This is a genomic window from Proteus sp. GOKU, from assembly GCF_015475555.1.
GTDB lineage: Bacteria > Pseudomonadota > Gammaproteobacteria > Enterobacterales > Enterobacteriaceae > Proteus > Proteus mirabilis_B.
Genome location: NZ_CP034105.1, coordinates 65,357 through 87,889, shown reverse-complemented (window position 1 = coordinate 87,889; position 22,533 = coordinate 65,357). Strand labels below are relative to the sequence as shown.

The following is a 22,533-nucleotide window of genomic DNA, read 5'->3' as shown; positions in this document are numbered from 1 at the left end:
TGGTATTGCCCATCAGAATGTGGGTTAACCCTATTCTGACTTCAACTAAATGATATTAATTAAGGTAATCCATGGCTGAATGGAACGGTGAATATATCAGCCCTTACGCTGAGCATGGCAAAAAGAGTGAGCAAGTTAAAAAAATTACAGTTTCAATTCCATTGAAAGTGTTGAAAATTTTGACTGATGAACGCACTCGCCGTCAGGTTAATAACCTAAAACATGCAACCAATAGTGAATTATTGTGTGAAGCATTTTTGCACGCATTTACCGGACAGCCTCTCCCAAATGATGAAGACTTACGTAAAGAACGTAACGATGAAATCCCTGAAGAGGCAAAAGAAATAATGCGCCAGCGCGGGGTTGATCCCGATACTTGGGAGTATTAATCAGCGTCAATTTTTTGACTTATTGCTTGATTAACACGAACAAAAAAGCCCAAAGCAAAAACTTTGGGCTTCAGATTATGACAACCCCCTTGGTTTTACTCGAAGGGGGTTATTTAGATATACATCGAAAATTTTTCCCATCAGTTATCTGCGTCAAACACAGCAATGCATTATCTTAACTTAATTTTTTTTAAGTCTATTTGTCATTATCCTAGGCGAGATATACGCGAACTTGCTTCATCAAGATGACTACGTAATGCTTTAAGGCATGGCGAAAAATTGTCGGAAAAACAATTACAGCTATTAGCTAAAGTATAAAACTGCTCGGCTAACTCTAAACATTCCTGCCAGATTTCACCGCTGATCCCATCAAGTAATGTTACTGGGCGAAGCGTATTAACTATTTCACCACCAGACTTAGGCGCAAATCCCATTGGTAAAATATCGTAGGCAGGTGAAAGCGCATATGGGCGACCATGGCTACTGATAAATGATAAATTGCCATGGTGCATATCAGTATTTCCAATCAACATACCAAATGCCCAGCGGCGTGCTGTGCTAATCGCAGCATCAGGATGAACACGTTTTTGCTTAATTAGCTCATTAACTAACACAGGCCAAGGCTCTCTTGCCCGTCCTATAAACTCAGCATCTAGTGCCTGTAAAGAAAAAAGTCCTATACGACCTAGTGAACCTACACGATCAAATCGTGGAATTTCAAGAAAGCGTTGTCCTTCAAAATCAAAAACTTCCGTTTCAACTCCAAGCACTTTTAATGCAAGATGCTCAGCTTGAAGCAGATCACGCCAACGCTCACTAACGGCGTTATCATCGGAAGCCGTAAATTTTACGATAACATGGCCTTTCTCTGTATAGGTGCAAAATTTGGGTTGTTCCCCACCTGCGGATGAACCAGGATCCTCTCCCGAACTAACAGCTCGTGCTAATGTGGGGTAAGTTTTAGCGCGCTCAACAATTTTTGGTGTCTGCATACCCAGAAATTGATCTCTAGCTTGCTCTCCTATTAGCAAATTTCCCACAGCATCATGCCCATGAGCCAGTAAAGCTCTGATTATATCTGTATCAGACCAACGATCTGGATTGTGGGGTAAATCAAGCTCAGCCGAATGGGCCGAAGCATAAGCTCTTCCAAGATATCCTTGGGGGCGCATATCCAATAACCACCACGGCAAACCTTCACTATGTCGGCTCACATTATCTATCCGCTCCATAACAAAGCCTTCTGGATAAACGGGGGTTAATTTACCTAGTGGCTTAACTTTACCTTCTTCATTTATGCGATAAATAGGAGCTGAATTGAACCCACGGAAACTATCACGTAAAGCATATTGAATAGAAGATCCAGAACCAATTCGAACAATATCATCATTCAACGCATTTAATGCCCGTGACAACGTTGGCTGACTAATATTTATTATATCAGTAAGTTGCCTTGATGACTGAGGTCCATTACGTAGTATTTGTCGTATCATTTCAGCGCGTATTGTCATGACATTAATTACTTTATGAATAGATAGATGAATAGATGTGTGAATAGATAACTTATCAGTTGTGATCTCGCTTGTCACTACCAACACTGTTATCTAAAAAGAGAAGGTTTTACCCATAAAAAAAGCCCAAAGCAAAAACTTTGGGCTTTTTTTCAATTCCGAACTGTCTGCAAGATGCCAGACTAGGCTGACATCTTGTGACAACAAATATCTTATTTGCTGCCTGGAATTTTGAAGCGTTTGTTGAACAGATCAACACGACCACCAGTTGCAACATCACGTTGTTTACCAGTATAGAATGGGTGGCATTTGTCACAAACGTCCAGATTCAGGTTATGACCTGCAGTGGAGTTGATTTTCATAACGTTACCGCAAGAACAAGATGCAGTAATTTCTTCGTATTTAGGATGGATATCTTTTTGCATGGAAAACCTCTACTAAGGCCGTGTCGCCATTCAGCCCACAGCCGAACACCACACGTCGTGTTGATTGAAATTAAGTGTTTGGTAATTTATCTACCAAAGGGGGCGGATCATACAGAATATCCACTAAACGCGCAATGAAATCTGCACACTTTTTGTGATATTCTTAAGGTCATCTTTTCGCTAAAACTCTCGGAAACCCTGATATGACTATAGTTCAGGTAATTTTGCCTGTACCACTGTTCTCCTCTTTTGATTATCTGTTACCAGAAGGGATCGATGCGCCGGTTGTAGGTAGTCGGGTGATCGTGCCTTTTGGGAATAAACGCCGCTCCCTTGGTATTGTCAAAGGACTCAGTACACACAGTGAGTTTCCTATCGAAAAGCTAAAGCCTATTGATGAAGTCCTTGATAGTGAAACACTCTTTCCGGGTGTTTTATGGGATATGCTAAATTGGGCATCGGCTTATTATCACTATCCTTTAGGGGAAGTGCTTTTTCATGCCATGCCGATTTTATTACGACAAGGAAAACCCGCAGAATTCACACCATTATGGCAATGGTATGCCACAGAAGAAGGGGTTAATCTCGACCTCAACAGCTTAAAAGGTGCAAAAAAACAGCAACAAGCACTAGCAGCTCTACGCCGTACACCTTTGTATCGCCATCAACTTGATGAGTTTGAGATCACCACAGCAACACTCAATAACTTAAAAAAGAAAGAGTTTGTGGATCTCCGCCCTATCCAACCCGCTCCAATACACTGGCAGAGCAGTCTTACCGTTCAAGGTGAACGCTTTAAATTAAACACAGAGCAAGCTGTTGCAGTAGGTGCAATCACAGCACAGGCAGATCAATTCTCACCTTGGTTATTATTGGGTATTACAGGTTCAGGCAAAACTGAAGTTTATTTAAGTGTATTAGAAAAAATCCTCGCACAAGGTAAACAAGCACTGGTACTGGTACCTGAAATTGGCTTAACACCTCAAACAATTCGTCGTTTTAAAGCTCGCTTTAATGCCCCAGTGGACGTGCTTCATTCAGGATTAAATGATACTGAACGCTTAGCCGTTTGGTTACGAGCAAAACGAGGGGATAATGCCATTATTATTGGTACACGTTCGGCACTTCTAACCCCTTTTCAGCATCTTGGTATTATCATTATCGATGAAGAGCATGATGGCTCTTATAAACAACAAGATGGTTGGCGTTACCATGCCCGTGATCTCGCCGTTTTCCGTGCAAAACAAGAAAATATTCCTATCGTAATGGGAACCGCAACTCCATCAATTGAAACCAGTTTTAATGTTGAGCAAAAGAAATATCAACAACTCACGCTGACTCAACGTGCCGGTAATGCAAAACCCGCAACAGAGCATTTAATTGATTTAAAAGGGCAACCACTGACAACAGGGCTGTCTCCAATTCTTATTAAAGCGATAAAAGAGCACCTTAATGCAGGTAACCAAGTGATGCTCTTTTTAAATCGCCGTGGATTTTCGCCTGCATTGTTATGTCATGAATGTGGTTGGATAGCAGAATGTCCTCGCTGTGATCACTATTACACGATCCATCAAAAACATGGCATGTTACGTTGCCATCAATGTGATAGTCAGCGACGAATTCCAGCACAATGTCCACAATGTGGCTCAACTAATTTAATGCCAGTAGGATTAGGAACCGAACAACTTGAACAAGGGATCGGCGAATTATTTCCTGATACGCCAGTGACACGAATTGATAAAGATACGACAAGTCGAAAAGGCGCTTTAGAGCAACAACTGGAAGATATTTACCAAGGTGGCTCACGTATTCTTATCGGTACGCAAATGTTAGCTAAAGGGCATCACTTTCCCGATGTCACCTTAGTGGCTTTACTTGATGTAGATGGCGCGCTGTTCTCCAGTGATTTTCGTGCAGCCGAACGCTTTGCTCAGCTTTATATTCAAGTATCAGGTCGTGCTGGCCGTGCAGGTAAACAAGGTGCGGTATATTTACAAACTCACCAACCCGATCACCCTCTTTTGCTAACACTATTAGAAAAGGGCTATGACGCTTTCACTAAAGAAGCTTTAGTGGAGAGACAAGCAACTTTTCTCCCCCCTTATTCTAGCCATATCATGATCCGCTCTGAAGATCACAATAATCAACGTGCGCCTCAGTTCTTGCGACAACTCAAACAGTTTTTTGAACAACACCCAATGCGAGACGCTAATTTATGGGTAATGGGGCCCGTTCCTGCCATTCAAGCTAAACGAGGTGGAAATTATCGCTGGCAATTATTGCTTCAACATCCTTCCCGGGGTTATTTACAAAAATTAATGTCTATCACTTATCCTCAGATTGTCGCCTTGCCTGAGAGTAAAAAAGTGAAATGGAATATTGATGTTGACCCAACTGATTGTTAAGAGTCTTTTCAACTTAAATCGAATGCATTTTAGCCCGATTTATGATGAGGATATAATTTCGATTGAGCACTAGTTACCACCCAAGACTATTTATCAATTTTGCGAACTACCTCATAAAAACGATTGGTATCACACTTTTTATGCAAACTAGGTAACAGAATCTATTTAAAAAGCGGGTAGAATAACAATTTAGAATATTTCTTGAATTAAAAACCGTCGATAAAATCCTTTTTTGAATATTGGCGGTTTTTTTGCAATAAAAAAGCAATCGTTTAACTAAACCATCCAAAAGGGAGGTATGGGGTTTGCAACAGAATAATAAAGATAATACGCAAGCAACAATGAAAGATGTTGCCCTTGCAGCCGGCGTGTCCACAGCAACTGTGTCACGTACTTTAATGAATCCGGAAAAAGTATCCTCACAAACCCGTCAGAAAGTTGAACAGGCTGTTCTTGATGTGGGCTATTACCCTCATAACCTGTCAAAGAACCTTAAGCGTAACGAGTCAAAAACGATCCTTGTGATCGTACCTAACATCAGTGATCCATTTTTTACTGATGTTGTGTGCGGCATCGAAGAAACTGCAGCACAACATGGTTATCTCGTGTTAATTGGTGATTGTAAACACCAGCAAAAACATGAAAATGCCTTTATTAATCTTATTATTACCAAACAAATTGACGGTATGTTACTTCTTGGCTCACACATTCCTTTTGATGTTTCCAAAGAAGAGCAGAAAAATTTGCCACCGATGATCATGGCAAATGAGTTTGCACCTGAACTCGAATTACCTACCGTCCATATAGATAATCTCACCGCGTCTTTTAGAGCTACACACTATTTACAGCAAATGGGTCATAAACGTATTGCATGTATTACAGGCCCTGAAGATATGCCTTTATGTCGTTATCGCTTACAAGGCTATATTCAAGCTATGCGTAGAACGGGCGTACCTTTGCGCGAAGATTATATTATTCGGGGTGATTTTACCCATGAAAGCGGTGCAGAAAGTCTGAAAAAGCTAATTTCTTTACCTGAGCCACCGACAGCCGTGTTCTGTCATAGTGATATTATGGCAATTGGCGTTATGTGGCAGGCGAAAAAATTAGGGTTAGAGCTTCCTAGAGATCTCTCTGTGATTGGTTTTGATAATCTTGATATCACACGTTATAGCGAGCCTGCACTAACAACAATGGAACAACCTCGTTATCAAATTGGTCGTGAATCTATGTTGTTATTACTTGACCAATTACAAGGTAGACCTGTTGCACCCGGCTCTCGCTTATTAGATTGTGAGCTAATTATAAGAGATAGTGTCTGTCGGCTTAAAAGCTAGGCAAAACACACTATGTTAAGTAACATATCGTTTGTGATACCTATTCCTTTAATTATCAGCGAATCGAACTGTGGCACAACGAGACTATGTGGGACGAGGGCAGACATCTGCTCGTCGTAAAAAGACAACGAAAAGTAAAAGCAAAAAGGCTGCTAAAGGGCTGCCTTTAACGACGCTTATCGCGGCAATCGCTATTGTGGCGCTGTTTGTCGGTGGCCTCTATTTTATTACACATAATAAAAAAGAAGCCGTAGAAACAACGCCAACTGTCACTGGGCAACATCCAGCGAATAGCCTACCGCCAAAACCTCAAGAGCGTTGGCAATATATTAAAGAATTGGAAAATCGTCAGGTAGGTACGCCTTTACAGCCTGAATATCCTTCATCGGGTAGCCAGATTAATCCGAAAGCAACACTTTCGCCTGAGCAGTTGCGTTTTTTACAACAAATTGAAGCGGATAAACGCCAACCTGCCGTTCAACTGCCAGAGGTGCCTTACAATGGTGAAGTACCTCGCTCACAAGTGGTTGTAACACCACCTGCAATAACAACGCCTTCTGTTGCACAACAGCCAGTGCAAACTCAACAACCGCAAGCACCTGCACCTGCGATTGTTACACCACCTAAACCTGCCGTTACTGAAGCAAACTTTTTAGTGCAATGTGGCTCATTTAAAAATACCGAACAAGCTGAATCAGTGAGAGCAACACTGGCTTTTTCTGGTGTTGAAAGCCGAGTAACGAAAGGCAATGATGGTTGGATCCGCGTTTTATCAGGCCCTTACAATAAAGAACAAGCCAACTCTGTGAGTAGACAAGCAGCTGGAGCTGGCGTATCAGGTTGTATTCTTCGCTCTTCTGGGGGTTGAAAAATAATTTTTCTCCCCCACCTATAATTCTAATTCACACAACGGGCAGTGCTTTATCTTAAATAAAGGCACTACCCGTCTCACTTTTTTATTGATTAAACCAGGGGCTGACTCATGACTACAATCGTAAGTGTTCGCCGTAAGGGCCAAGTTGTAATCGGTGGTGATGGACAGGCGACGATGGGTAATACCGTCATGAAAGGCAATGTTCGCAAAGTACGCCGTCTTTATAACGACAAAGTCATTGCGGGATTTGCTGGCGGCACTGCTGATGCTTTTACTCTTTTTGAACTGTTTGAGCGCAAATTAGAACTTCACCAAGGGCATTTAACGAAAGCTGCGGTAGAACTTGCTAAAGATTGGCGCACAGACAGAATGCTACGCAAATTAGAAGCGTTGCTTGCTGTTGCAGATGAAAATACATCTCTTATCATCACAGGTAATGGTGATGTGGTTCAACCAGAAAACGATTTAATTGCTATCGGTTCTGGTGGCCCTTATGCACAAGCAGCGGCTAGAGCTATGCTAGAAAATACTGAACTCTCTGCACGAGAAATTGCTGAAAAAGCACTTAGCATCGCTGGAGATATCTGTATTTACACTAACCATAATGTCAACTTTGAAGAACTCTCTTCAAAAGAGTAAGGATTAGAGAGCATGTCTGAAATGACTCCTCGCGAGATTGCCAGCGAACTTGATAGATTTATTATTGGTCAAGATAAAGCGAAACGTGCTGTGGCGATTGCCCTACGTAACCGCTGGCGTCGTATGCAGCTTGATGAAGCGCTGCGCCATGAAGTAACACCTAAAAATATTCTGATGATTGGACCTACAGGTGTAGGTAAAACTGAAATTGCACGCCGTTTAGCAAAATTGGCGAATGCACCTTTCATCAAAGTTGAAGCAACTAAATTCACCGAAGTGGGTTATGTGGGTAAAGAAGTTGATTCTATTATCCGTGATTTAACCGACTCTGCGGTTAAAATGGTACGTAGCCAAGCTATCGATAAAAATCGCTTCCGCGCTGAAGAAATGGCTGAAGAGCGTATCCTTGATGTACTGATCCCACCAGCAAAAAATAACTGGGGGGTAGCAGAGCAAGCATCAGAACCTTCTGCCGCACGTCAATCTTTCCGTAAAAAATTACGTGAAGGCCAATTAGACGATAAAGAGATTGAAATTGAGTTATCTGCAACACCAATGGGTGTTGAAATCATGGCTCCTCCAGGAATGGAAGAGATGACGAACCAATTACAATCTATGTTCCAAAATTTAGCGGGGCAAAAACAAAAAGCGCGCAAGATGAAAATCAAAGATGCGTTTAAGCTTATTGTTGAAGAAGAAGCGGCTAAATTAGTTAACCCTGAAGAGCTTAAACAGCAAGCTATTGATGCGGTAGAACAACACGGTATCGTCTTTATTGATGAAGTAGATAAAATCTGTAAACGTGGTGGACAAAGTTCCGGCCCTGACGTTTCTCGTGAAGGTGTACAACGTGACCTCTTACCACTGGTTGAAGGTTGTACAGTTTCAACAAAACACGGTATGGTAAAAACAGACCATATCCTGTTTATTGCATCAGGTGCTTTCCAAGTTTCAAGTCCTTCTGATTTAATTCCTGAATTACAAGGACGTCTGCCAATTCGCGTTGAACTTCAAGCGCTGACAGCAGAAGATTTTGAGCGTATTCTAACTGAACCTAATGCATCGTTAACAAAACAGTATGAAGCATTAATGGCTACCGAAGGTGTGTCTATTAGCTTCACCGAAGACGGTATTCGCAAAATTGCTGAATCTGCATGGCGCGTAAACGAAACCACTGAAAATATCGGTGCTCGTCGTTTACATACTGTTTTAGAGCGTTTGATGGAAGAAATTTCCTATGATGCAAGTGAACGTCAAGGTCAATCAGTATTGATTGATGCAGAATATGTGAAACAGCATCTGGATGAGCTTGTAGCAGATGAAGATCTGAGTCGATTTATTTTATAATCAACTTGTGCGATCCTTATCAGCAATATTTACGTGGGAGGCTTGCCTCCCATTCTTATTTTTATAATAACAACGAACATGAGTATCGAATTTCAGCATGAGCTCTCTAAATTCCACTAGCCGGACTCAAGCCTGGCTTGAAAGTTTACGACCCAAAACACTCCCTTTGGGGTTAATTGCCATTGTAACGGGTTCCGCATTAGCGTATTGGATGGGTCATTTTGAGCTACCTATTGCACTGCTTGCTATATTGACGGCGGGAACGTTACAGATCCTATCAAACCTTGCCAATGACTATGGTGATGCCGTAAAAGGAACGGATACTGAAGAGCGTTTAGGGCCACTTCGTGGAATGCAAAAAGGCATGATAACAGCAGCTCAAATGAAAAAAGCGCTGATCCTAAATGTTATTATTTCTTGTATCTGTGGTATTGCACTGATTATTGTCGCCTGTAAAAAGCCTGAAGACGCTATTGGCTTCTTAGTGATGGGTTTACTTGCTATTGTTGCCGCAATTACTTATACCGTGGGTAAGCGTCCTTATGGTTATATGGGATTAGGTGATATTTCTGTTTTAATTTTCTTTGGCTGGTTAAGTGTCATCGGAACTTATTACTTACAATCCAATACCTTTGATATTGTTACCCTACTTCCTGCTACAGCCTGTGGTTTACTTTCTGTCGCTGTTCTAAATATTAATAACATGCGCGATTTAGAAAGTGATATTCAGGCGGGTAAAAATACATTAGCTGTTCGCTTAGGTCCTGCTGGCTCACGTACTTACCATACTTGTGTTATTTTTCTCTCTATAGCTTGCTTAATTATCTTTACCCTACTTTATATGCATCGCTGGACAGCGTGGTTATTTTTACTCGCTACCCCTATGCTTTTACTGCATATCAAGCGTGTGAATGCCGATCACTCAGGTGAGGCGATGCGTCCCCTACTTGAGCACATGGTAAAAGCCGCACTATTAACTAACGTTCTTTTCTCTTTAGGTTTAGTTTTAGAATAATTTCACTCGATTGTTGATTTGACTCACTGAATTTTCAGTGAGTCTTTTGCCAACCGCCCCTGTTAAGGGATATACTGGACTTTCCTGTGGCAACCTGACGTAATCTCCTATGAAATATGATACTTCTGAACTCTGTGATATCTATCAAGAAGATATCAATGTCGTAGAACCGCTTTTCTCAAACTTTGGTGGTCAAAGTGCCTTTAACGGGCAAATCATCACCGTTAAATGTTTTGAGGATAATGGCCTGCTTTATGACTTACTCGAAGAAAATGGCAAAGGCCGTATTCTTTTGGTCGATGGCGGTGGCTCTGTACGTAAAGCCTTAGTTGATGCTGAACTAGCGCGACTCGCTGTTTCTAATGAATGGGAAGGCATTGTCGTTTACGGTGCGGTACGTCAAGTTGATGCATTATCAGAGCTTGATTTAGGTATTCAAGCGATGGCAGCTATCCCTGCGGGTTGCCCAAGTGAAGGCATTGGTGAAAGTGATATCCGTGTTAACTTCGGAGGCGTTACCTTCTTCTCTGGTGATTATCTTTATGCTGATAACACAGGGATCATCTTATCTGAAGAGCCATTAGGCTTAGATGAAGATTTGATTGAAGAGTAATTGTTACTTTTATCTGCGTTCTTACGATTTCAATACTCAAAAGCCACCTAACGGTGGCTTTTGTTTTTTAGGCTTTAAGCAAACAAAGACAATTATTGCACGTCTTCCATTTTGCCTAACAGTGCGCGTAAACGCTCTTGCCAGCTTGATTGCTCTTGTTTCAGCTCTTCGTTTTCACGAACAAGAGCTTCGCGCGATCCTTTCGCTTCTTGAACTTCTTGGTTCAGCGCATCATTTTTTTCTTTTAGCTCTTCGATTTCCATCTGTAATAACGTGATGGTATCAATTGCTTGTTGTACTTTTGATTCTAACTTCTCGAAAACTTCAAATGACATACTGTAATCCCCCATATAATCGATACTTCCGATTGTAAGTAGCCTATCAACAACTGTCTAGCATCTTCCGAGGAATTACATTCTTTTTTCAATTTATCAAAAACACTGGTCAGATCACATTACAAATGTCGATCAAGTCACTAATTAAGAGCGTTTTCACTCATTTTCTTGATGAGACACACAAATTTCAATTTCGCTTATTCTCGTTTACGCTCATTAACGATAAATTCACAGTTATCTTTTCAATTCGAAAAGAATACTAACAATAAATAACCCTCTTTCAGGATAGAATATATGAGCCAGACGAAAACCTCTCTTATGGGTCAATGCATTTCTGAATTTATCGGAACTGCGTTGCTAGTCTTCTTTGGTCTTGGTTGTGTTGCTGCGGTACGTATTGCAGGTGCTCAACTAGGATTGTGGGAGATAAGTATTATCTGGGGGCTGGGTGTTGCCTTAGCCGTTTATCTTACCGCCGGCACCTCTGGTGCACACCTGAACCCTGCCGTTACCGTTGCGTTTTGGCTATTTGCTTGCTTTGAACGCAGAAAAGTTGTTCCTTATATTATTGCACAAATGTTAGGTGGCTTCTTTGCCGCAGCCATTGTGTACTTTATGTACTACAATATTTTTATCGACTACGAACAAGTTAATGGCATTGTCAGGGGCTCACAAGAAAGTCTCTTCACTGCCGGTGTATTCTCTACTTATCCCGCAGCTCAAATTTCCGTTGCACATGCCTTTGTTGTCGAAGTTATCATTGCCGTTATCCTTGTTGGCTTAATTTTAGCCTTAACTGATGATGGTAACGGTGTACCTAAAGGCCCATTAGCTCCGTTATTAATTGGTATCTTAATTGCCGTAATCGGTGGTGCATTTGGTCCACTAACCGGATTCGCCTTAAACCCAGCTCGTGACTTTGGTCCAAAACTGGTTGCGTACTTTGCTGGCTGGGGTGATATTGCGCTGACTGGTGGACGTGATATCCCTTATTTCTTAGTTCCAATGATTGCTCCATTTATCGGTGGTATCTTAGGTGCATTGGCTTACCGTAAATTAATTGGCCGTCACTTACCTTGCGATACCTGCAAAATCGAAGACGATAAATAAAATTAAGAGCAATATTGTTGATTATCAGAACAGGTTACTAACATGACAACAGAAACAAATACATCGAATACCGAGAAAAAATACATTGTTGCGCTGGATCAGGGCACAACCAGTTCACGTGCCGTAGTCATTGACCACGATGCAAATATCGTCAGTATTTCACAACGTGAATTCACCCAAATTTATCCTAAGCCAGGCTGGGTTGAACACGATCCAATGGAAATTTGGGCAACACAAAGTGCAACCTTAGTTGAAGTATTAGCAAAAGCAGATATTCCATCTGACCACGTTGCAGGTATTGGTATCACAAACCAACGTGAAACGACTATTGTATGGGATAAAGAAACCGGTAAACCTGTTTATAACGCGATTGTATGGCAATGTCGTCGTACTGCGGATTTCTGTACTCGCTTAAAAGATAAAGAAGGTGTTGAAGAATATATTCGTCAAAATACCGGTTTGATGGTTGACCCTTATTTCTCTGGTACAAAATTAAAATGGATCCTCGACAACGTCGAAGGTGCTCGTGAAAAAGCAGAAAAAGGTGAGTTATTATTCGGTACTGTTGATACTTGGTTAGTTTGGAAAATGACACAAGGTCGCGTTCACGTTACTGACTTTACTAACGCATCTCGTACCATGTTATTCAATATCCACTCTTTAGATTGGGATCAAAAAATCCTCGATCTGCTGGATATTCCTCGCAATATGCTACCAAAAGTGGTGCCATCTTCCGAAGTTTATGGCCAAACAAACATTGGTGGTAAAGGTGGTACACGTATTCCTATCGCGGGTATGGCGGGTGACCAACAAGCTGCACTCTATGGTCAACTTTGTGTACAAAGCGGTATGGCGAAAAATACCTATGGTACAGGTTGCTTCTTACTGATGAATACAGGTAAAGAAGCGGTTCGCTCTAATCATGGTTTGTTAACAACAATCTGTTGCGGTCCTCGTGGTGAAGTGAACTATGCTCTAGAAGGTGCAGTATTCGTTGGTGGAGCTTCTATTCAATGGCTACGTGATGAGCTAAAACTGATTGATGAAGCCACTGACTCTGAATACTTCGCAACGAAAGTTAACGATACTAATGGTGTCTATGTTGTTCCTGCATTTACAGGTTTAGGCGCGCCATATTGGGACCCGTATGCGCGTGGTGCTATTTTTGGTTTAACCCGTGGTGCTAACCGTAATCACATTATTCGTGCAACTTTAGAATCTATCGCTTATCAAACACGTGATGTGCTCGATGCAATGCAAGCCGATTCAGGTGCGCGTTTACAATCACTGCGTGTTGATGGTGGCGCTGTTGCTAACAACTTCTTAATGCAGTTCCAATCCGATATTTTAGGTACTCATGTAGAACGCCCTGTTGTTCGCGAAAGTACCGCATTAGGTGCCGCATTCCTTGCAGGTCTTGCTATCGGTTTCTGGAATGATTTAGAAGAAGTTAAAAACAAAGCGGCGATTGATAAAGAATTCCGCCCTGGCATCGAAACTACTGAGCGTAACTATCGCTATAACGGCTGGAAAAAAGCGGTTGCTCGCGCTCAAGAGTGGGAAGATCGCGGTTAATTGCAGTAAAACAGTTTGAGAGAGAAGTAGCCTAGGCTACAAAACCCAAATGCCGAGATTTTTTATCTCGGCATTTTTTATTTAACTGATTGCATCAGTCTACTAAATCGTATGCTCTTCATGGCTAAAACGATGAGCCAAAGGAAGCCAACAAAGTATAATAGCCACTGACATACCAAACATAATCATACCTAAGCTAAATTGGTTATGCTGTGGTAATAAAGCTGAAAACCATGTTGCTACACCTGAACCCACATTTTGTAAACCACCCACCAATGCACCTGCTGAGCCCGCTAAATAAGGGAATGGCTCCATCGCACCTGTTGTTGCTAATGGGAATAACATACCTGCACCAAAGAAAAACAGCGCTGCTGGTACCAGTAATGTCCAGATATTAATAATATTTAGCCAACCAGGGATCCACATTAAAATACCCGCAGATAAACAACAAAAAACGGAGTGCCACATCAGCTGTACAAAGGTTTTACCTTCACGACCTGCATACCAAGCCCCAAAGAATGCCGCAGGGATCGGTAAAATAAATAATATACTGATAGTAATACTATTTAATCCTAATACTCCGCCCATTAATACACCACTTGATGCTTCAAAAACAGCAATACCGGATAATGCACAAATCAGCATAATCAAAAATGCACTAAAGGTACTATTTGAAAGCAGTAAGTAAAATGATGACAGCATTTTACGTTTTTCAACTTGTACTGGGCGCGTTTCTGGCATCCAACGATACATACAAAAAAGAACGCTACTTCCCAATAATAATAAGAAGATATAACACGCATGCCAGCCAAAAAAGTGAGCAACAACACCACCAATCATCGGCGCTAATAATGGGCTAACTAAGACACCCATATTTAATAAGCTATTGGCGTAACGTAATGCCGTTCCTGTATATAAATCACGAGGTTGAGTACGTGTCATAACACCAGCAACACCTGTTCCCATTCCTTGTAAGGTACTTGCAATTACCAGTGTGGTTAAATTTTGCGAGAAAATTGCCACCAGCGTTGATAAACAAAAGATCGTCATTCCGACTAAAATAACAGGACGACGCCCGACTTTGTCGGAAATAGGTCCATAAATTAGCTGTGAAAAACCATAAGAAAAAAGATAGGCACCCATTACTTGCTGTACCGCTCCAGTGGGTTCACCAAAGTAAACGGCCATATCAGCAATAACAGGAACATAAATAGTTTGAGTCATTTGACCCACAGCAACCAGTGCAATTATCAATAATAATAAATTTGCATGTTCTAACTTTCTCATTTCTTTTCTTTGCTCAAGAATTTCAGATAAATAAATTAACGGACAGGCGCACACTACAGAGAATTTATAAAAATAAACTCCGCAAAATGCATACCTTTTCAGAATGAGACTAAGTTAACAAATTTGGAGAAATTTGCGAGATAGCCAGCAATTTTTGTATAAAGATTAATGTCAGAGAAATACACCATAGTTGTCAATATAAATGTACATATTGTGTCATTTATTGACAAAATCTTAGATTAATCACATCACCACACCATCTTGATAAATAAAAAGCCGCTTCCTATTTAGAATAAATAAGCAACATAAGCATGTTTATCAAAAGGAGATAATCTCTATGGCTAATTGGGTGAATGGAAAAGTTACTCAAGTTCATCACTGGACTGATGCGTTAATGAGTCTCGTCGTCAATGCTCCTATTGATAAGTTTACAGCCGGGCAATTTGCAAAATTAGCGCTAGATATTGATGGTGAGCGAGTACAACGAGCCTACTCTTATGTAAACGCACCAGATGATCCCAATTTAGAGTTCTATCTAGTGACTGTTCCTGATGGAAAATTAAGTTCTAAATTAAGCGCACTAGAAGTCGGTGATGAAGTATTGGTGACTGAACAAGCCAGCGGCTTTTTTGTATTAGAAGAGGTTCCCACAGTAAATACACTTTGGATGCTTTCGACGGGAACCGCCATTGGACCTTTTCTATCTATTTTGCAATTAGGACACGATCTTGAGCGATTTGAAAATATCGTTCTTGTTCATGCTGTTCGATACGCCAATGACTTAAGCTATTTACCTTTGATGGAAAAACTCGTTGAACGTTATCAAGGTAAATTACGTATTCAAACCATTGTCAGCCGTGAAAATCATATTGGCTCATTAACAGGACGTATCCCTGCACTCATTGAAAGTGGCGCTTTAGAAAAAACGGTTGGCTTAACCATCAGCCCAGAAGAAAGCCATATTATGTTATGTGGTAATCCTCAAATGGTCAGAGACACTCAACAATTATTAAAAGAACAACGGGAAATGCGTAAGCACTTACGGCGCAAACCCGGACATATCACCAGTGAGCAATATTGGTAATAATGCAAAAAATAAGGGTGAGTCTATTTATCTCACCCTTATTCATTTGATTTGAATAATATGAATTAACGCCAACGACGATAGTTCACTTGTTCTGCTTGTTTACCAAAGTAGTTTTCGCCGTCATTACCGACAAATACACCGCAATCAAGCAACATGATCATCCCAATAAAAGAAGGAAGAAAGCGTCCAATCGCCCATTGCCAAAATGGTTCTAAACTACTGGTATCGGCTAACCCTAACATCACGGCAAGTAGGAGTAATAAAAGCCATATCCCTCTTTTATTTCTGTCATGAAGTCTTTTTGTAAAAATTGCACATAGCGGATAAAGAATAAAAAGGAATACTATCCATATTACAGTAGTAGGTAATGGATAAATCACATCATTAATAATAAAGAGGCCTAAAAACAGTGCAAAGCAAGCACCCAAACCAGCCCAAAAGTCACGACGCCCAATTCGTCCTTTGAATGAAAATGCCCAATGTTGTAATGTCATAAATTCTCAATAATTTACTTAATTTGTGAATTACACTGTCCATTTAGTATCAAATAATACAGACTAGCCAATAACAGCACAGACAAGCGGAGGACAGATGATAAAAGCAAACACACTTTCTACGTTATACCTGATAATCATAAGCATTGCTCTTTGTTTGCCAACTTCTGTTTTTGCAACAGAGATGTCTGTCGCACAAAAACAGCCTTCAAAGGATGACATTGCTTATCTTAAACAAGATGCACCTGTTTTTGAGATAACTATTCCAGAGCTAAGAGCAAAATTTAATCAACAAAATCCGTTGTTATCGCTTAATGAATATAAAATTATCACCAATCACGATATTGCGATCCCACTTGTCAGAGCAGCAACACGCATCACGCCTTATCTCTATTCATCTGCAATACTAGAGCGCGGTAGCGAAAAAATAAAAAGTTTACAACTAACGCTGATCCACTCCCCTGATTCACCTGAACTAGAAAAGATAAATCGTGAGATCACAACGCAATACATTATTACTTTGGTTGCTCAATTTGACTCATCAATAACCTCAGAGCAAATTCAAGAGGCTCTCAATTTATTCGCATTTAAAAATCAAACTTCTGATTACATTAGCCATGATGTGGGTGCAATTCGCTATATTATTGTCCATGAAGGTGACCAATTAACAACCTTCGCCATTGAACCGATTAAGCTTTCTTTAAACAGCAAGATCGTTTCAGCTATTCCGTGATAAAAAACAAAGCTATTCTATTCATTGTTCTCTATACTGTTGTGCATCAACAGAATTCGTGTTTATTAGCAAACTAAATTTAAACCACTCGGTTGGAGGAAAAGTTATGCGCCATCCATTAGTCATGGGTAACTGGAAACTCAACGGCAGCATTCATATGGTTCATGAATTAATTGCTGCATTACGTAAAGAAGTTAGCGGTGTTGCTGGTTGTGATGTTGCTATCGCACCACCAGCAGTTTACCTATGCCAAGCACGCCATGAAATTGGTGGAAGCCGTATTGCATTAGGTGCTCAAGATACAGGTGTTAACTTATCAGGTGCTTTCACTGGTGAAACTTCAGCAGAAATGCTGAAAAACGTTGATGTTAAATACGTTATCATTGGTCACTCTGAGCGTCGTACTTATCATAAAGAATCTGACGAGTTTATCGCTCAAAAATTCGGCGTGTTAAAAGAGTTAGGTTTAACACCAGTATTATGTATTGGTGAAACTGAAGCAGAAAACGAAGCTGGCAAAACTCAAGAAGTCTGTGCTCGCCAAATCGATGCTGTATTAAATGCACATGGCGCAGCAGCATTTAAAGATGCCGTTATCGCTTATGAGCCAATCTGGGCTATCGGTACAGGTAAATCAGCAACTCCAGCACAGGCTCAAGCTGTTCATAAATTTATTCGTGATCATATCGCGAAGAAAGATGCCGCTATCGCTGAACAAGTTATCATTCAATACGGTGGCTCTGTTAACGATAAAAATGCAGCAGAACTATTTGGTCAACCAGACATTGATGGTGCATTAGTGGGTGGTGCTTCACTGAAAGCTGACGCATTTGCCGTTATCGTTAAAGCAGCAGCACAAGCTAAAGCGAAAAAATAATTTTTATCTTTCTGACCTATGCGGTTAATCGATAAAAAATAGAGAAAATCACCTTACTGGATATAAAACAGAAGGTGATTTTTTTGTTTCTCTCACCTTTAATTATCAACGACGACTAATTTCATCAAAGATACCGCCTGTCGCAAAATGTATTTTCTGTGCGGATTGCCAATCACCAAAAACTTCATTCAGTGTAAATAGTTCTAGTTTTGGAAAACTGTTTTGGTATTTCTCTGCTATTACTTTATCTCTAGGGCGATAATAGTTTTTTGCTGCGATCTCTTGCCCTTCTGGTGAGTAAAGATAGTCTAAGTACGCCGTGGCAATTTCTCGCGTTCCTCGTTTATCAACAACCTTATCGACTACCGACACCGTAGGCTCTGCAAGAATAGATATTGATGGTGTAACTATCTCAAATTTATCTGCACCTAATTCATTAATCGCTAATAACGCCTCGTTTTCCCATGCAATCAATACATCACCAATACCTCGCTCAACAAATGTATTTGTTGCTCCTCTCGCACCTGAATCTAATACTTCGACTTGCTGATAAAGTGCTTTAACGAAGGCTTTAGCTTTTTCACTATCTTGATGATTGGCTTTTAATCCATAGCCCCACGCCGCAAGGTAATTCCATCTTGCACCTCCTGATGTTTTAGGATTAGGAGTAATAATTGAAACCCCCGGCTTAATTAATGAATCCCAATCAACGATTTGCTTAGGATTTCCTTTTCTCACCAGAAAAACGATTGTTGAAGTATAAGGCGCTGAATTATCAGGTAATCGTGTTATCCATTGTTTATCGATACTTCCTCTTTGCGCGATTGCATCTATATCATAGGCAAGGGCTAATGTGACAACATCTGCCTCAATACCGTTGATAACTGATGTTGCCTGCTTTCCTGATCCACCATGTGATTGGCGGATAGTGACTTTATCTCCCGTTTTTTGCTCCCAATACTGACTAAATGCTTGGTTATACTGCTGATAAAGTTCTCTCGTTGGATCGTAAGAGACATTTAATAGTTGAATATCTTTAGCCCATAAAATATTAGAAAAAAGTAATGTCACTAAAGCTGCCGATAATAAGCCCCATTGTTTAAACATATCTATCCATCCCCTATCGTTAAGTATTTAACTAGGCTGACAGAAAGTTTTATAACGATGAAATAACAAAAAGCCGATGGATATACACAACAGGAATATAACTATCAATATAAGGGGAATAAGAAGAAATAAAGGAGGATAGAGATCGTTAAGTGAAATGTTTTCACTCGAGAAGCTACTCTGACACAAGCAGAATGTATCAGAGCAGTTCACGAATAAGGATAGAACTCAGAAAGGCTCGGGTATTGCGAAAAATCTATTAATTAATACAGTTTTTTCGCTGTTTCATACCAGTCAGCTTTAAAGACACGTTTCATATTCATAACCGCGTCAATAATATCATGGTGAACCAGTTTTTCGTTTTGAATACCGACACAACGACCGCCATAGCCTTCTAATAGCAGTTGTACAGAGTAAGCACCCATACGAGAAGCAAGAATACGATCGTAAGCAACTGGAGAACCACCACGTTGGATATGGCCTAATACCGTTGCACGTGTTTCATGTTTAGTTTCAGCTTCAATAAAACGTGCTAATTCATGCACATCACAAACGTGTTCTGTAATTGCGACGATTGCATGACGTTTACCACGTTCAATACCTGCTTTGATTTCTGCCAGCAGTTCATCACGGTTAAATGGTAATTCGGACTCAGGCAGAACAACAAATTCACAGCCCCCAGCAATTGCCGCAGACAGTGTTAAGTCACCACAGTAACGTCCCATCACTTCTACGATAGAAATACGTTTGTGAGAAGTTGAGGTATCACGTAAACGGTCAATAGCTTCAACAGCAGTTTCTAATGCAGTGAAATAACCGATGGTGTAGTCAGTACCAGCAACGTCATTATCGATTGTGCCCGGTAAGCCGATACATGGAAAACCTGCTTCCGTTAATTTTTTTGCACCTAGATAAGAACCATCACCACCAATAACCACTAAGGCATCAAGCTCATTTTGTTTCATGTTTTCGATGGCAACAGCACGCACATTGTCTTCACGGAATTCAGGGAAACGAGCAGAGCCAAGGAATGTACCGCCACGGTTGATCATGTCTGACACGCTAAAACGGTCGAGTTTTTTCATGCGATTTTCGTATAGCCCCATATAGCCATCCATAATCCCATAAACCTCTAAACCTTCACTTAGTGCGGCACGAACAACACCACGGATCGCGGCATTCATACCTGGTGCATCACCACCACTTGTTAAAACCCCAATTCTTTTGATCCCATTGACCATGATTACCTCTGATTCTTATTCGATGTAATTATTGCAAAATTGTTGGAATAACTTTTTTATCTCAATACCGGCTTGTCTGGTGTTATATACCGATATCGCAAATGCTGAATTGATTCAACAATACTATTGTACGCATATTTTTTACCAGTTCATCATTATCGTACATTTTTTTTCATAAACTTGATGCGCATTAAACTAATCAGATAGCCTGTATAAAGATTATACTAGTCTATCTCAAATGTGTTTCACTAATAAGTTAACACTTTTTATACAGACACTTTACTGCCTTTTTGCATTCATCTCAAAAAAACGCTATTTATGCTAAAAAATAGCATCGGCATATTTTGATAAATATTCAGTTTTTCTCTTAAACGCTGTTTTATCTACCGTTTACCTTCCTATTTTGATGAGTCATCCTTTTAAAGAAAAAAATCATCTAAGGTACATTTGTGACTTATGGCTAAGTTCTTTGGTTCATTCTCCGCTTTTTAGCCTAGACTGATACAGTAGAACTCACACTTTATAGGAGGTTTTATGTTTGATTTAACGGGTAAAATCGCTTTAGTTTCAGGTGGTGCAAAGGGTATTGGCAAAGGTATCGTTATCGCACTAAAAAACAGTGGTGCGAAAGTGATTATTGCGGATATTGATGATGTAGCGGGTAATAAAACAAAAGATGAATTAGATGTAGGTTTTATGCATCTTGATGTCACTCAGCAATCTGCCTGTGAAAAAGTCGTCGATGATGTCGTAAAAGAGTATGGCAAGCTCGATATTCTTTGTTCCAATACTGGTATTTTCCCTCAGGCAACGATTAAAGAGATGACAGAAGCTGACTGGGATAAAATGCATACCGTCAACTTAAAAGGCATGTTCTTTTTAGTAAAAGCCGCACTTCGTGTAATGGAGAAACAAAAACAAGGTCGAGTGATCATTACCTCTTCCATTACAGGTGCTATTACTGGCTATCCGGGCTGGAGCCATTATGGTGCAAGCAAAGCAGGACAATTAGGTTTTATGCGCAGCGCAGCTCTTGAATACGCACGCCATGGCATTACCATCAATGCTGTAATGCCGGGAAATATTCTCACCGAGGGTTTACAAGCCCAAGGCGAAGCCTATTTAAATCAGATGAAGGCTTCTATCCCAACCCACACATTAGGTGAGCCAGAAGATATCGGCTACGCCGCCGCATTCTTTGCGTCAAATGAAGCAAAATATATTACAGGTCAAACAATTATCGTCGATGGCGGACAGATTTTACCTGAATCGCCAGAGGCGCTGTTGTAGGTTTTTTGGATAAAAAAAAGCCCCTCTCCAGAGGGGCTGCAAAAGACAGGGATGGTGTCTATGGCAAGGAAAAAACTTCGTTGTTGCTACTTACTCTCTAACTAGGTACATCTTTACTACACTCTTACTCAACTACTTACTAATTAGTTACGTGTGTCAAAATCTGACATTTGCTGTTGGTAATTCTTTTCCAACTGCGCTTTCTGTTCTGGGGTTAACAACTGATACATCTGATTATGGACTTTTGCCATTTCTACATGGCGTTCAATTGCTTGTTTGTCCATATCTTGCATCTGTGCTCTTACTGCAGCTTCATCAAATTGAGGTGCTGTCACTAATTTGTGCATATTCTCATGACGTTGACGGTATACACCGTTATATCTGTCTTGATGATGCTGGCGCATTAAATCGCGCATTTGAGTACGTTGTTGCTCAGTTAATGTGATACCGTTAAACATACGTGATTCGGCATAACCGCGATCCATCATATGTCCACCGTTGTTCATCATATGGCCGCGTTGTCCGCGATGACCTCGATAATCACGGTCACCATGCATACCATAGCCATAATCACAGTGATAATTGCCATTATATCGTTGCTCAGTAGGCGGATTGGTGTTGGCGGTTTCGGCTAACACTACCGTCGGAGCTGCCAAAAACATTGATGCTAATGCAACTACTGCTACTTTACGCATTGCTTTCACTCCTAATTCGGTAATTTCATACCGACCTAATTAATGCTACCTAAATATGTGTAATTCTTTGCTATGTGGATTACTATACCGTTGCGGCTGCAAACTAGCGTCAGAGCGTGTAAAAGAACGTAAAGTCATAGATTCGCG

Annotated in this window: 22 protein-coding genes; 14 read left to right on the top strand and 8 right to left on the bottom strand. The window is 40.6% G+C overall.

Going from position 1 to position 22,533, the window contains the following annotated elements; all coding sequences use genetic code 11:
• Nucleotides 1-71: 71 nt before the first annotated feature.
• Nucleotides 72-389 carry a met regulon transcriptional regulator MetJ gene (gene metJ / locus EHE21_RS00420; protein WP_006534139.1) on the top strand — a complete coding sequence of 106 codons (318 nt, stop codon included), beginning with the start codon at nt 72-74 and terminating at the stop codon, nt 387-389.
• A gap of 206 nt (nt 390-595) precedes the next feature.
• On the opposite strand, the gene yjjJ is transcribed toward metJ, so the two are convergent.
• Together yjjJ and rpmE are read right to left on the bottom strand one after the other, a co-directional pair.
• Complete coding sequence (gene yjjJ, locus EHE21_RS00415; RefSeq protein ID WP_194952565.1) at nt 596-1,900, bottom strand: type II toxin-antitoxin system HipA family toxin YjjJ; 1,305 nt, start codon at nt 1,898-1,900, stop codon at nt 596-598.
• A gap of 212 nt (nt 1,901-2,112) precedes the next feature.
• Nucleotides 2,113-2,325, bottom strand: coding sequence for a 50S ribosomal protein L31 (gene rpmE, locus EHE21_RS00410; RefSeq protein ID WP_006534140.1), 213 nt, complete (start codon nt 2,323-2,325; stop codon nt 2,113-2,115).
• Between the two features lie 203 nt (nt 2,326-2,528).
• Between rpmE and priA the strand changes: the two genes are divergently transcribed.
• The 7 genes from priA to rraA all read left to right on the top strand — a co-directional run bounded on the left by priA (nt 2,529) and on the right by rraA (nt 10,555).
• Nucleotides 2,529-4,730 carry a primosomal protein N' gene (priA, locus tag EHE21_RS00405; RefSeq protein WP_194951585.1) on the top strand — a complete coding sequence of 734 codons (2,202 nt, stop codon included), beginning with the start codon at nt 2,529-2,531 and terminating at the stop codon, nt 4,728-4,730.
• A gap of 341 nt (nt 4,731-5,071) precedes the next feature.
• The gene (gene cytR, locus EHE21_RS00400; RefSeq protein WP_228766794.1) at nt 5,072-6,067 is read left to right on the top strand and encodes a DNA-binding transcriptional regulator CytR; all 996 of its coding nucleotides are present in this window, start codon (nt 5,072-5,074) and stop codon (nt 6,065-6,067) included.
• A gap of 70 nt (nt 6,068-6,137) precedes the next feature.
• A complete protein-coding gene (gene ftsN, locus EHE21_RS00395; protein ID WP_194951583.1) occupies nt 6,138-6,935 on the top strand; it encodes a cell division protein FtsN in 798 nt (265 codons plus the stop codon).
• A gap of 114 nt (nt 6,936-7,049) precedes the next feature.
• Nucleotides 7,050-7,580, top strand: a complete 531-nt coding sequence (gene hslV / locus EHE21_RS00390) for an ATP-dependent protease subunit HslV (protein WP_006534149.1) — start codon at nt 7,050-7,052, stop codon at nt 7,578-7,580.
• A 12-nt stretch (nt 7,581-7,592) separates the two neighbouring features.
• Entirely contained in the window at nt 7,593-8,927 is a 1,335-nt protein-coding gene (hslU, locus tag EHE21_RS00385) for an HslU--HslV peptidase ATPase subunit (protein WP_075672990.1), read from the top strand.
• 97 nt (nt 8,928-9,024) lie between these two features.
• Entirely contained in the window at nt 9,025-9,942 is a 918-nt protein-coding gene (locus EHE21_RS00380) for a 1,4-dihydroxy-2-naphthoate polyprenyltransferase (RefSeq protein WP_075672991.1), read from the top strand.
• 109 nt (nt 9,943-10,051) lie between these two features.
• Nucleotides 10,052-10,555, top strand: a complete 504-nt coding sequence (gene rraA / locus EHE21_RS00375; RefSeq protein ID WP_088494084.1) for a ribonuclease E activity regulator RraA — start codon at nt 10,052-10,054, stop codon at nt 10,553-10,555.
• A gap of 92 nt (nt 10,556-10,647) precedes the next feature.
• Here rraA and zapB read toward each other — a convergent pair whose 3' ends face one another.
• A complete protein-coding gene (zapB, locus tag EHE21_RS00370; RefSeq protein ID WP_036933299.1) occupies nt 10,648-10,890 on the bottom strand; it encodes a cell division protein ZapB in 243 nt (80 codons plus the stop codon).
• 294 nt (nt 10,891-11,184) lie between these two features.
• Here zapB and EHE21_RS00365 point away from each other — a divergent pair, with 294 nt between their 5' ends.
• Both EHE21_RS00365 and glpK read left to right on the top strand, forming a co-directional pair.
• Nucleotides 11,185-12,000, top strand: a complete 816-nt coding sequence (locus tag EHE21_RS00365; protein ID WP_194951582.1) for an MIP/aquaporin family protein — start codon at nt 11,185-11,187, stop codon at nt 11,998-12,000.
• A 42-nt stretch (nt 12,001-12,042) separates the two neighbouring features.
• Entirely contained in the window at nt 12,043-13,575 is a 1,533-nt protein-coding gene (gene glpK / locus EHE21_RS00360) for a glycerol kinase GlpK (RefSeq protein WP_194951581.1), read from the top strand.
• Between the two features lie 102 nt (nt 13,576-13,677).
• On the opposite strand, the gene emrD is transcribed toward glpK, so the two are convergent.
• A complete protein-coding gene (emrD, locus tag EHE21_RS00355) occupies nt 13,678-14,862 on the bottom strand; it encodes a multidrug efflux MFS transporter EmrD (protein ID WP_098941448.1) in 1,185 nt (394 codons plus the stop codon).
• Nucleotides 14,863-15,199: 337 nt separating this feature from the next.
• On the opposite strand from emrD, the gene fpr reads away from it, so the two are divergent.
• Nucleotides 15,200-15,946, top strand: a complete 747-nt coding sequence (gene fpr / locus EHE21_RS00350; RefSeq protein WP_194951580.1) for a ferredoxin--NADP(+) reductase — start codon at nt 15,200-15,202, stop codon at nt 15,944-15,946.
• A gap of 65 nt (nt 15,947-16,011) precedes the next feature.
• Here fpr and EHE21_RS00345 read toward each other — a convergent pair whose 3' ends face one another.
• Nucleotides 16,012-16,443 carry a DUF805 domain-containing protein gene (locus EHE21_RS00345; RefSeq protein ID WP_194951579.1) on the bottom strand — a complete coding sequence of 144 codons (432 nt, stop codon included), beginning with the start codon at nt 16,441-16,443 and terminating at the stop codon, nt 16,012-16,014.
• A 97-nt stretch (nt 16,444-16,540) separates the two neighbouring features.
• On the opposite strand from EHE21_RS00345, the gene EHE21_RS00340 reads away from it, so the two are divergent.
• Entirely contained in the window at nt 16,541-17,176 is a 636-nt protein-coding gene (locus EHE21_RS00340; RefSeq protein ID WP_194951578.1) for a DUF1454 family protein, read from the top strand.
• Nucleotides 17,177-17,282: 106 nt separating this feature from the next.
• Entirely contained in the window at nt 17,283-18,053 is a 771-nt protein-coding gene (tpiA, locus tag EHE21_RS00335) for a triose-phosphate isomerase (RefSeq protein WP_069366847.1), read from the top strand.
• Between the two features lie 105 nt (nt 18,054-18,158).
• Here tpiA and EHE21_RS00330 read toward each other — a convergent pair whose 3' ends face one another.
• Both EHE21_RS00330 and pfkA read right to left on the bottom strand, forming a co-directional pair.
• Nucleotides 18,159-19,160: a sulfate ABC transporter substrate-binding protein gene (locus tag EHE21_RS00330; protein WP_194951577.1), complete on the bottom strand. Its 1,002-nt coding sequence runs from the start codon at nt 19,158-19,160 to the stop codon at nt 18,159-18,161.
• A gap of 263 nt (nt 19,161-19,423) precedes the next feature.
• Nucleotides 19,424-20,401 carry a 6-phosphofructokinase gene (gene pfkA, locus EHE21_RS00325; RefSeq protein ID WP_075673000.1) on the bottom strand — a complete coding sequence of 326 codons (978 nt, stop codon included), beginning with the start codon at nt 20,399-20,401 and terminating at the stop codon, nt 19,424-19,426.
• A gap of 534 nt (nt 20,402-20,935) precedes the next feature.
• Here pfkA and fabG point away from each other — a divergent pair.
• Entirely contained in the window at nt 20,936-21,691 is a 756-nt protein-coding gene (fabG, locus tag EHE21_RS00320; RefSeq protein ID WP_109409900.1) for a 3-oxoacyl-ACP reductase FabG, read from the top strand.
• Nucleotides 21,692-21,834: 143 nt separating this feature from the next.
• Here fabG and cpxP read toward each other — a convergent pair whose 3' ends face one another.
• Entirely contained in the window at nt 21,835-22,386 is a 552-nt protein-coding gene (cpxP, locus tag EHE21_RS00315) for a cell-envelope stress modulator CpxP (RefSeq protein ID WP_228766719.1), read from the bottom strand.
• Between the last annotated feature and the right edge of the window lie 147 nt (nt 22,387-22,533).

Bases quoted from the DNA above. Each gene is read 5' to 3' on its own strand.
- metJ (WP_006534139.1), top strand. From the start codon at position 72: ATGGCTGAATGGAACGGTGAATATATCAGCCCTTACGCTGAGCATGGC.
- yjjJ (WP_194952565.1), bottom strand. From the start codon at position 1,900: ATGACAATACGCGCTGAAATGATACGACAAATACTACGTAATGGACCT.
- rpmE (WP_006534140.1), bottom strand. From the start codon at position 2,325: ATGCAAAAAGATATCCATCCTAAATACGAAGAAATTACTGCATCTTGT.
- priA (WP_194951585.1), top strand. From the start codon at position 2,529: ATGACTATAGTTCAGGTAATTTTGCCTGTACCACTGTTCTCCTCTTTT.
- cytR (WP_228766794.1), top strand. From the start codon at position 5,072: ATGAAAGATGTTGCCCTTGCAGCCGGCGTGTCCACAGCAACTGTGTCA.
- hslV (WP_006534149.1), top strand. From the start codon at position 7,050: ATGACTACAATCGTAAGTGTTCGCCGTAAGGGCCAAGTTGTAATCGGT.
- hslU (WP_075672990.1), top strand. From the start codon at position 7,593: ATGTCTGAAATGACTCCTCGCGAGATTGCCAGCGAACTTGATAGATTT.
- EHE21_RS00380 (WP_075672991.1), top strand. From the start codon at position 9,025: ATGAGCTCTCTAAATTCCACTAGCCGGACTCAAGCCTGGCTTGAAAGT.
- rraA (WP_088494084.1), top strand. From the start codon at position 10,052: ATGAAATATGATACTTCTGAACTCTGTGATATCTATCAAGAAGATATC.
- zapB (WP_036933299.1), bottom strand. From the start codon at position 10,890: ATGTCATTTGAAGTTTTCGAGAAGTTAGAATCAAAAGTACAACAAGCA.
- EHE21_RS00365 (WP_194951582.1), top strand. From the start codon at position 11,185: ATGAGCCAGACGAAAACCTCTCTTATGGGTCAATGCATTTCTGAATTT.
- glpK (WP_194951581.1), top strand. From the start codon at position 12,043: ATGACAACAGAAACAAATACATCGAATACCGAGAAAAAATACATTGTT.
- emrD (WP_098941448.1), bottom strand. From the start codon at position 14,862: ATGAGAAAGTTAGAACATGCAAATTTATTATTATTGATAATTGCACTG.
- fpr (WP_194951580.1), top strand. From the start codon at position 15,200: ATGGCTAATTGGGTGAATGGAAAAGTTACTCAAGTTCATCACTGGACT.
- EHE21_RS00345 (WP_194951579.1), bottom strand. From the start codon at position 16,443: ATGACATTACAACATTGGGCATTTTCATTCAAAGGACGAATTGGGCGT.
- EHE21_RS00340 (WP_194951578.1), top strand. From the start codon at position 16,541: ATGATAAAAGCAAACACACTTTCTACGTTATACCTGATAATCATAAGC.
- tpiA (WP_069366847.1), top strand. From the start codon at position 17,283: ATGCGCCATCCATTAGTCATGGGTAACTGGAAACTCAACGGCAGCATT.
- EHE21_RS00330 (WP_194951577.1), bottom strand. From the start codon at position 19,160: ATGTTTAAACAATGGGGCTTATTATCGGCAGCTTTAGTGACATTACTT.
- pfkA (WP_075673000.1), bottom strand. From the start codon at position 20,401: ATGGTCAATGGGATCAAAAGAATTGGGGTTTTAACAAGTGGTGGTGAT.
- fabG (WP_109409900.1), top strand. From the start codon at position 20,936: ATGTTTGATTTAACGGGTAAAATCGCTTTAGTTTCAGGTGGTGCAAAG.
- cpxP (WP_228766719.1), bottom strand. From the start codon at position 22,386: ATGCGTAAAGTAGCAGTAGTTGCATTAGCATCAATGTTTTTGGCAGCT.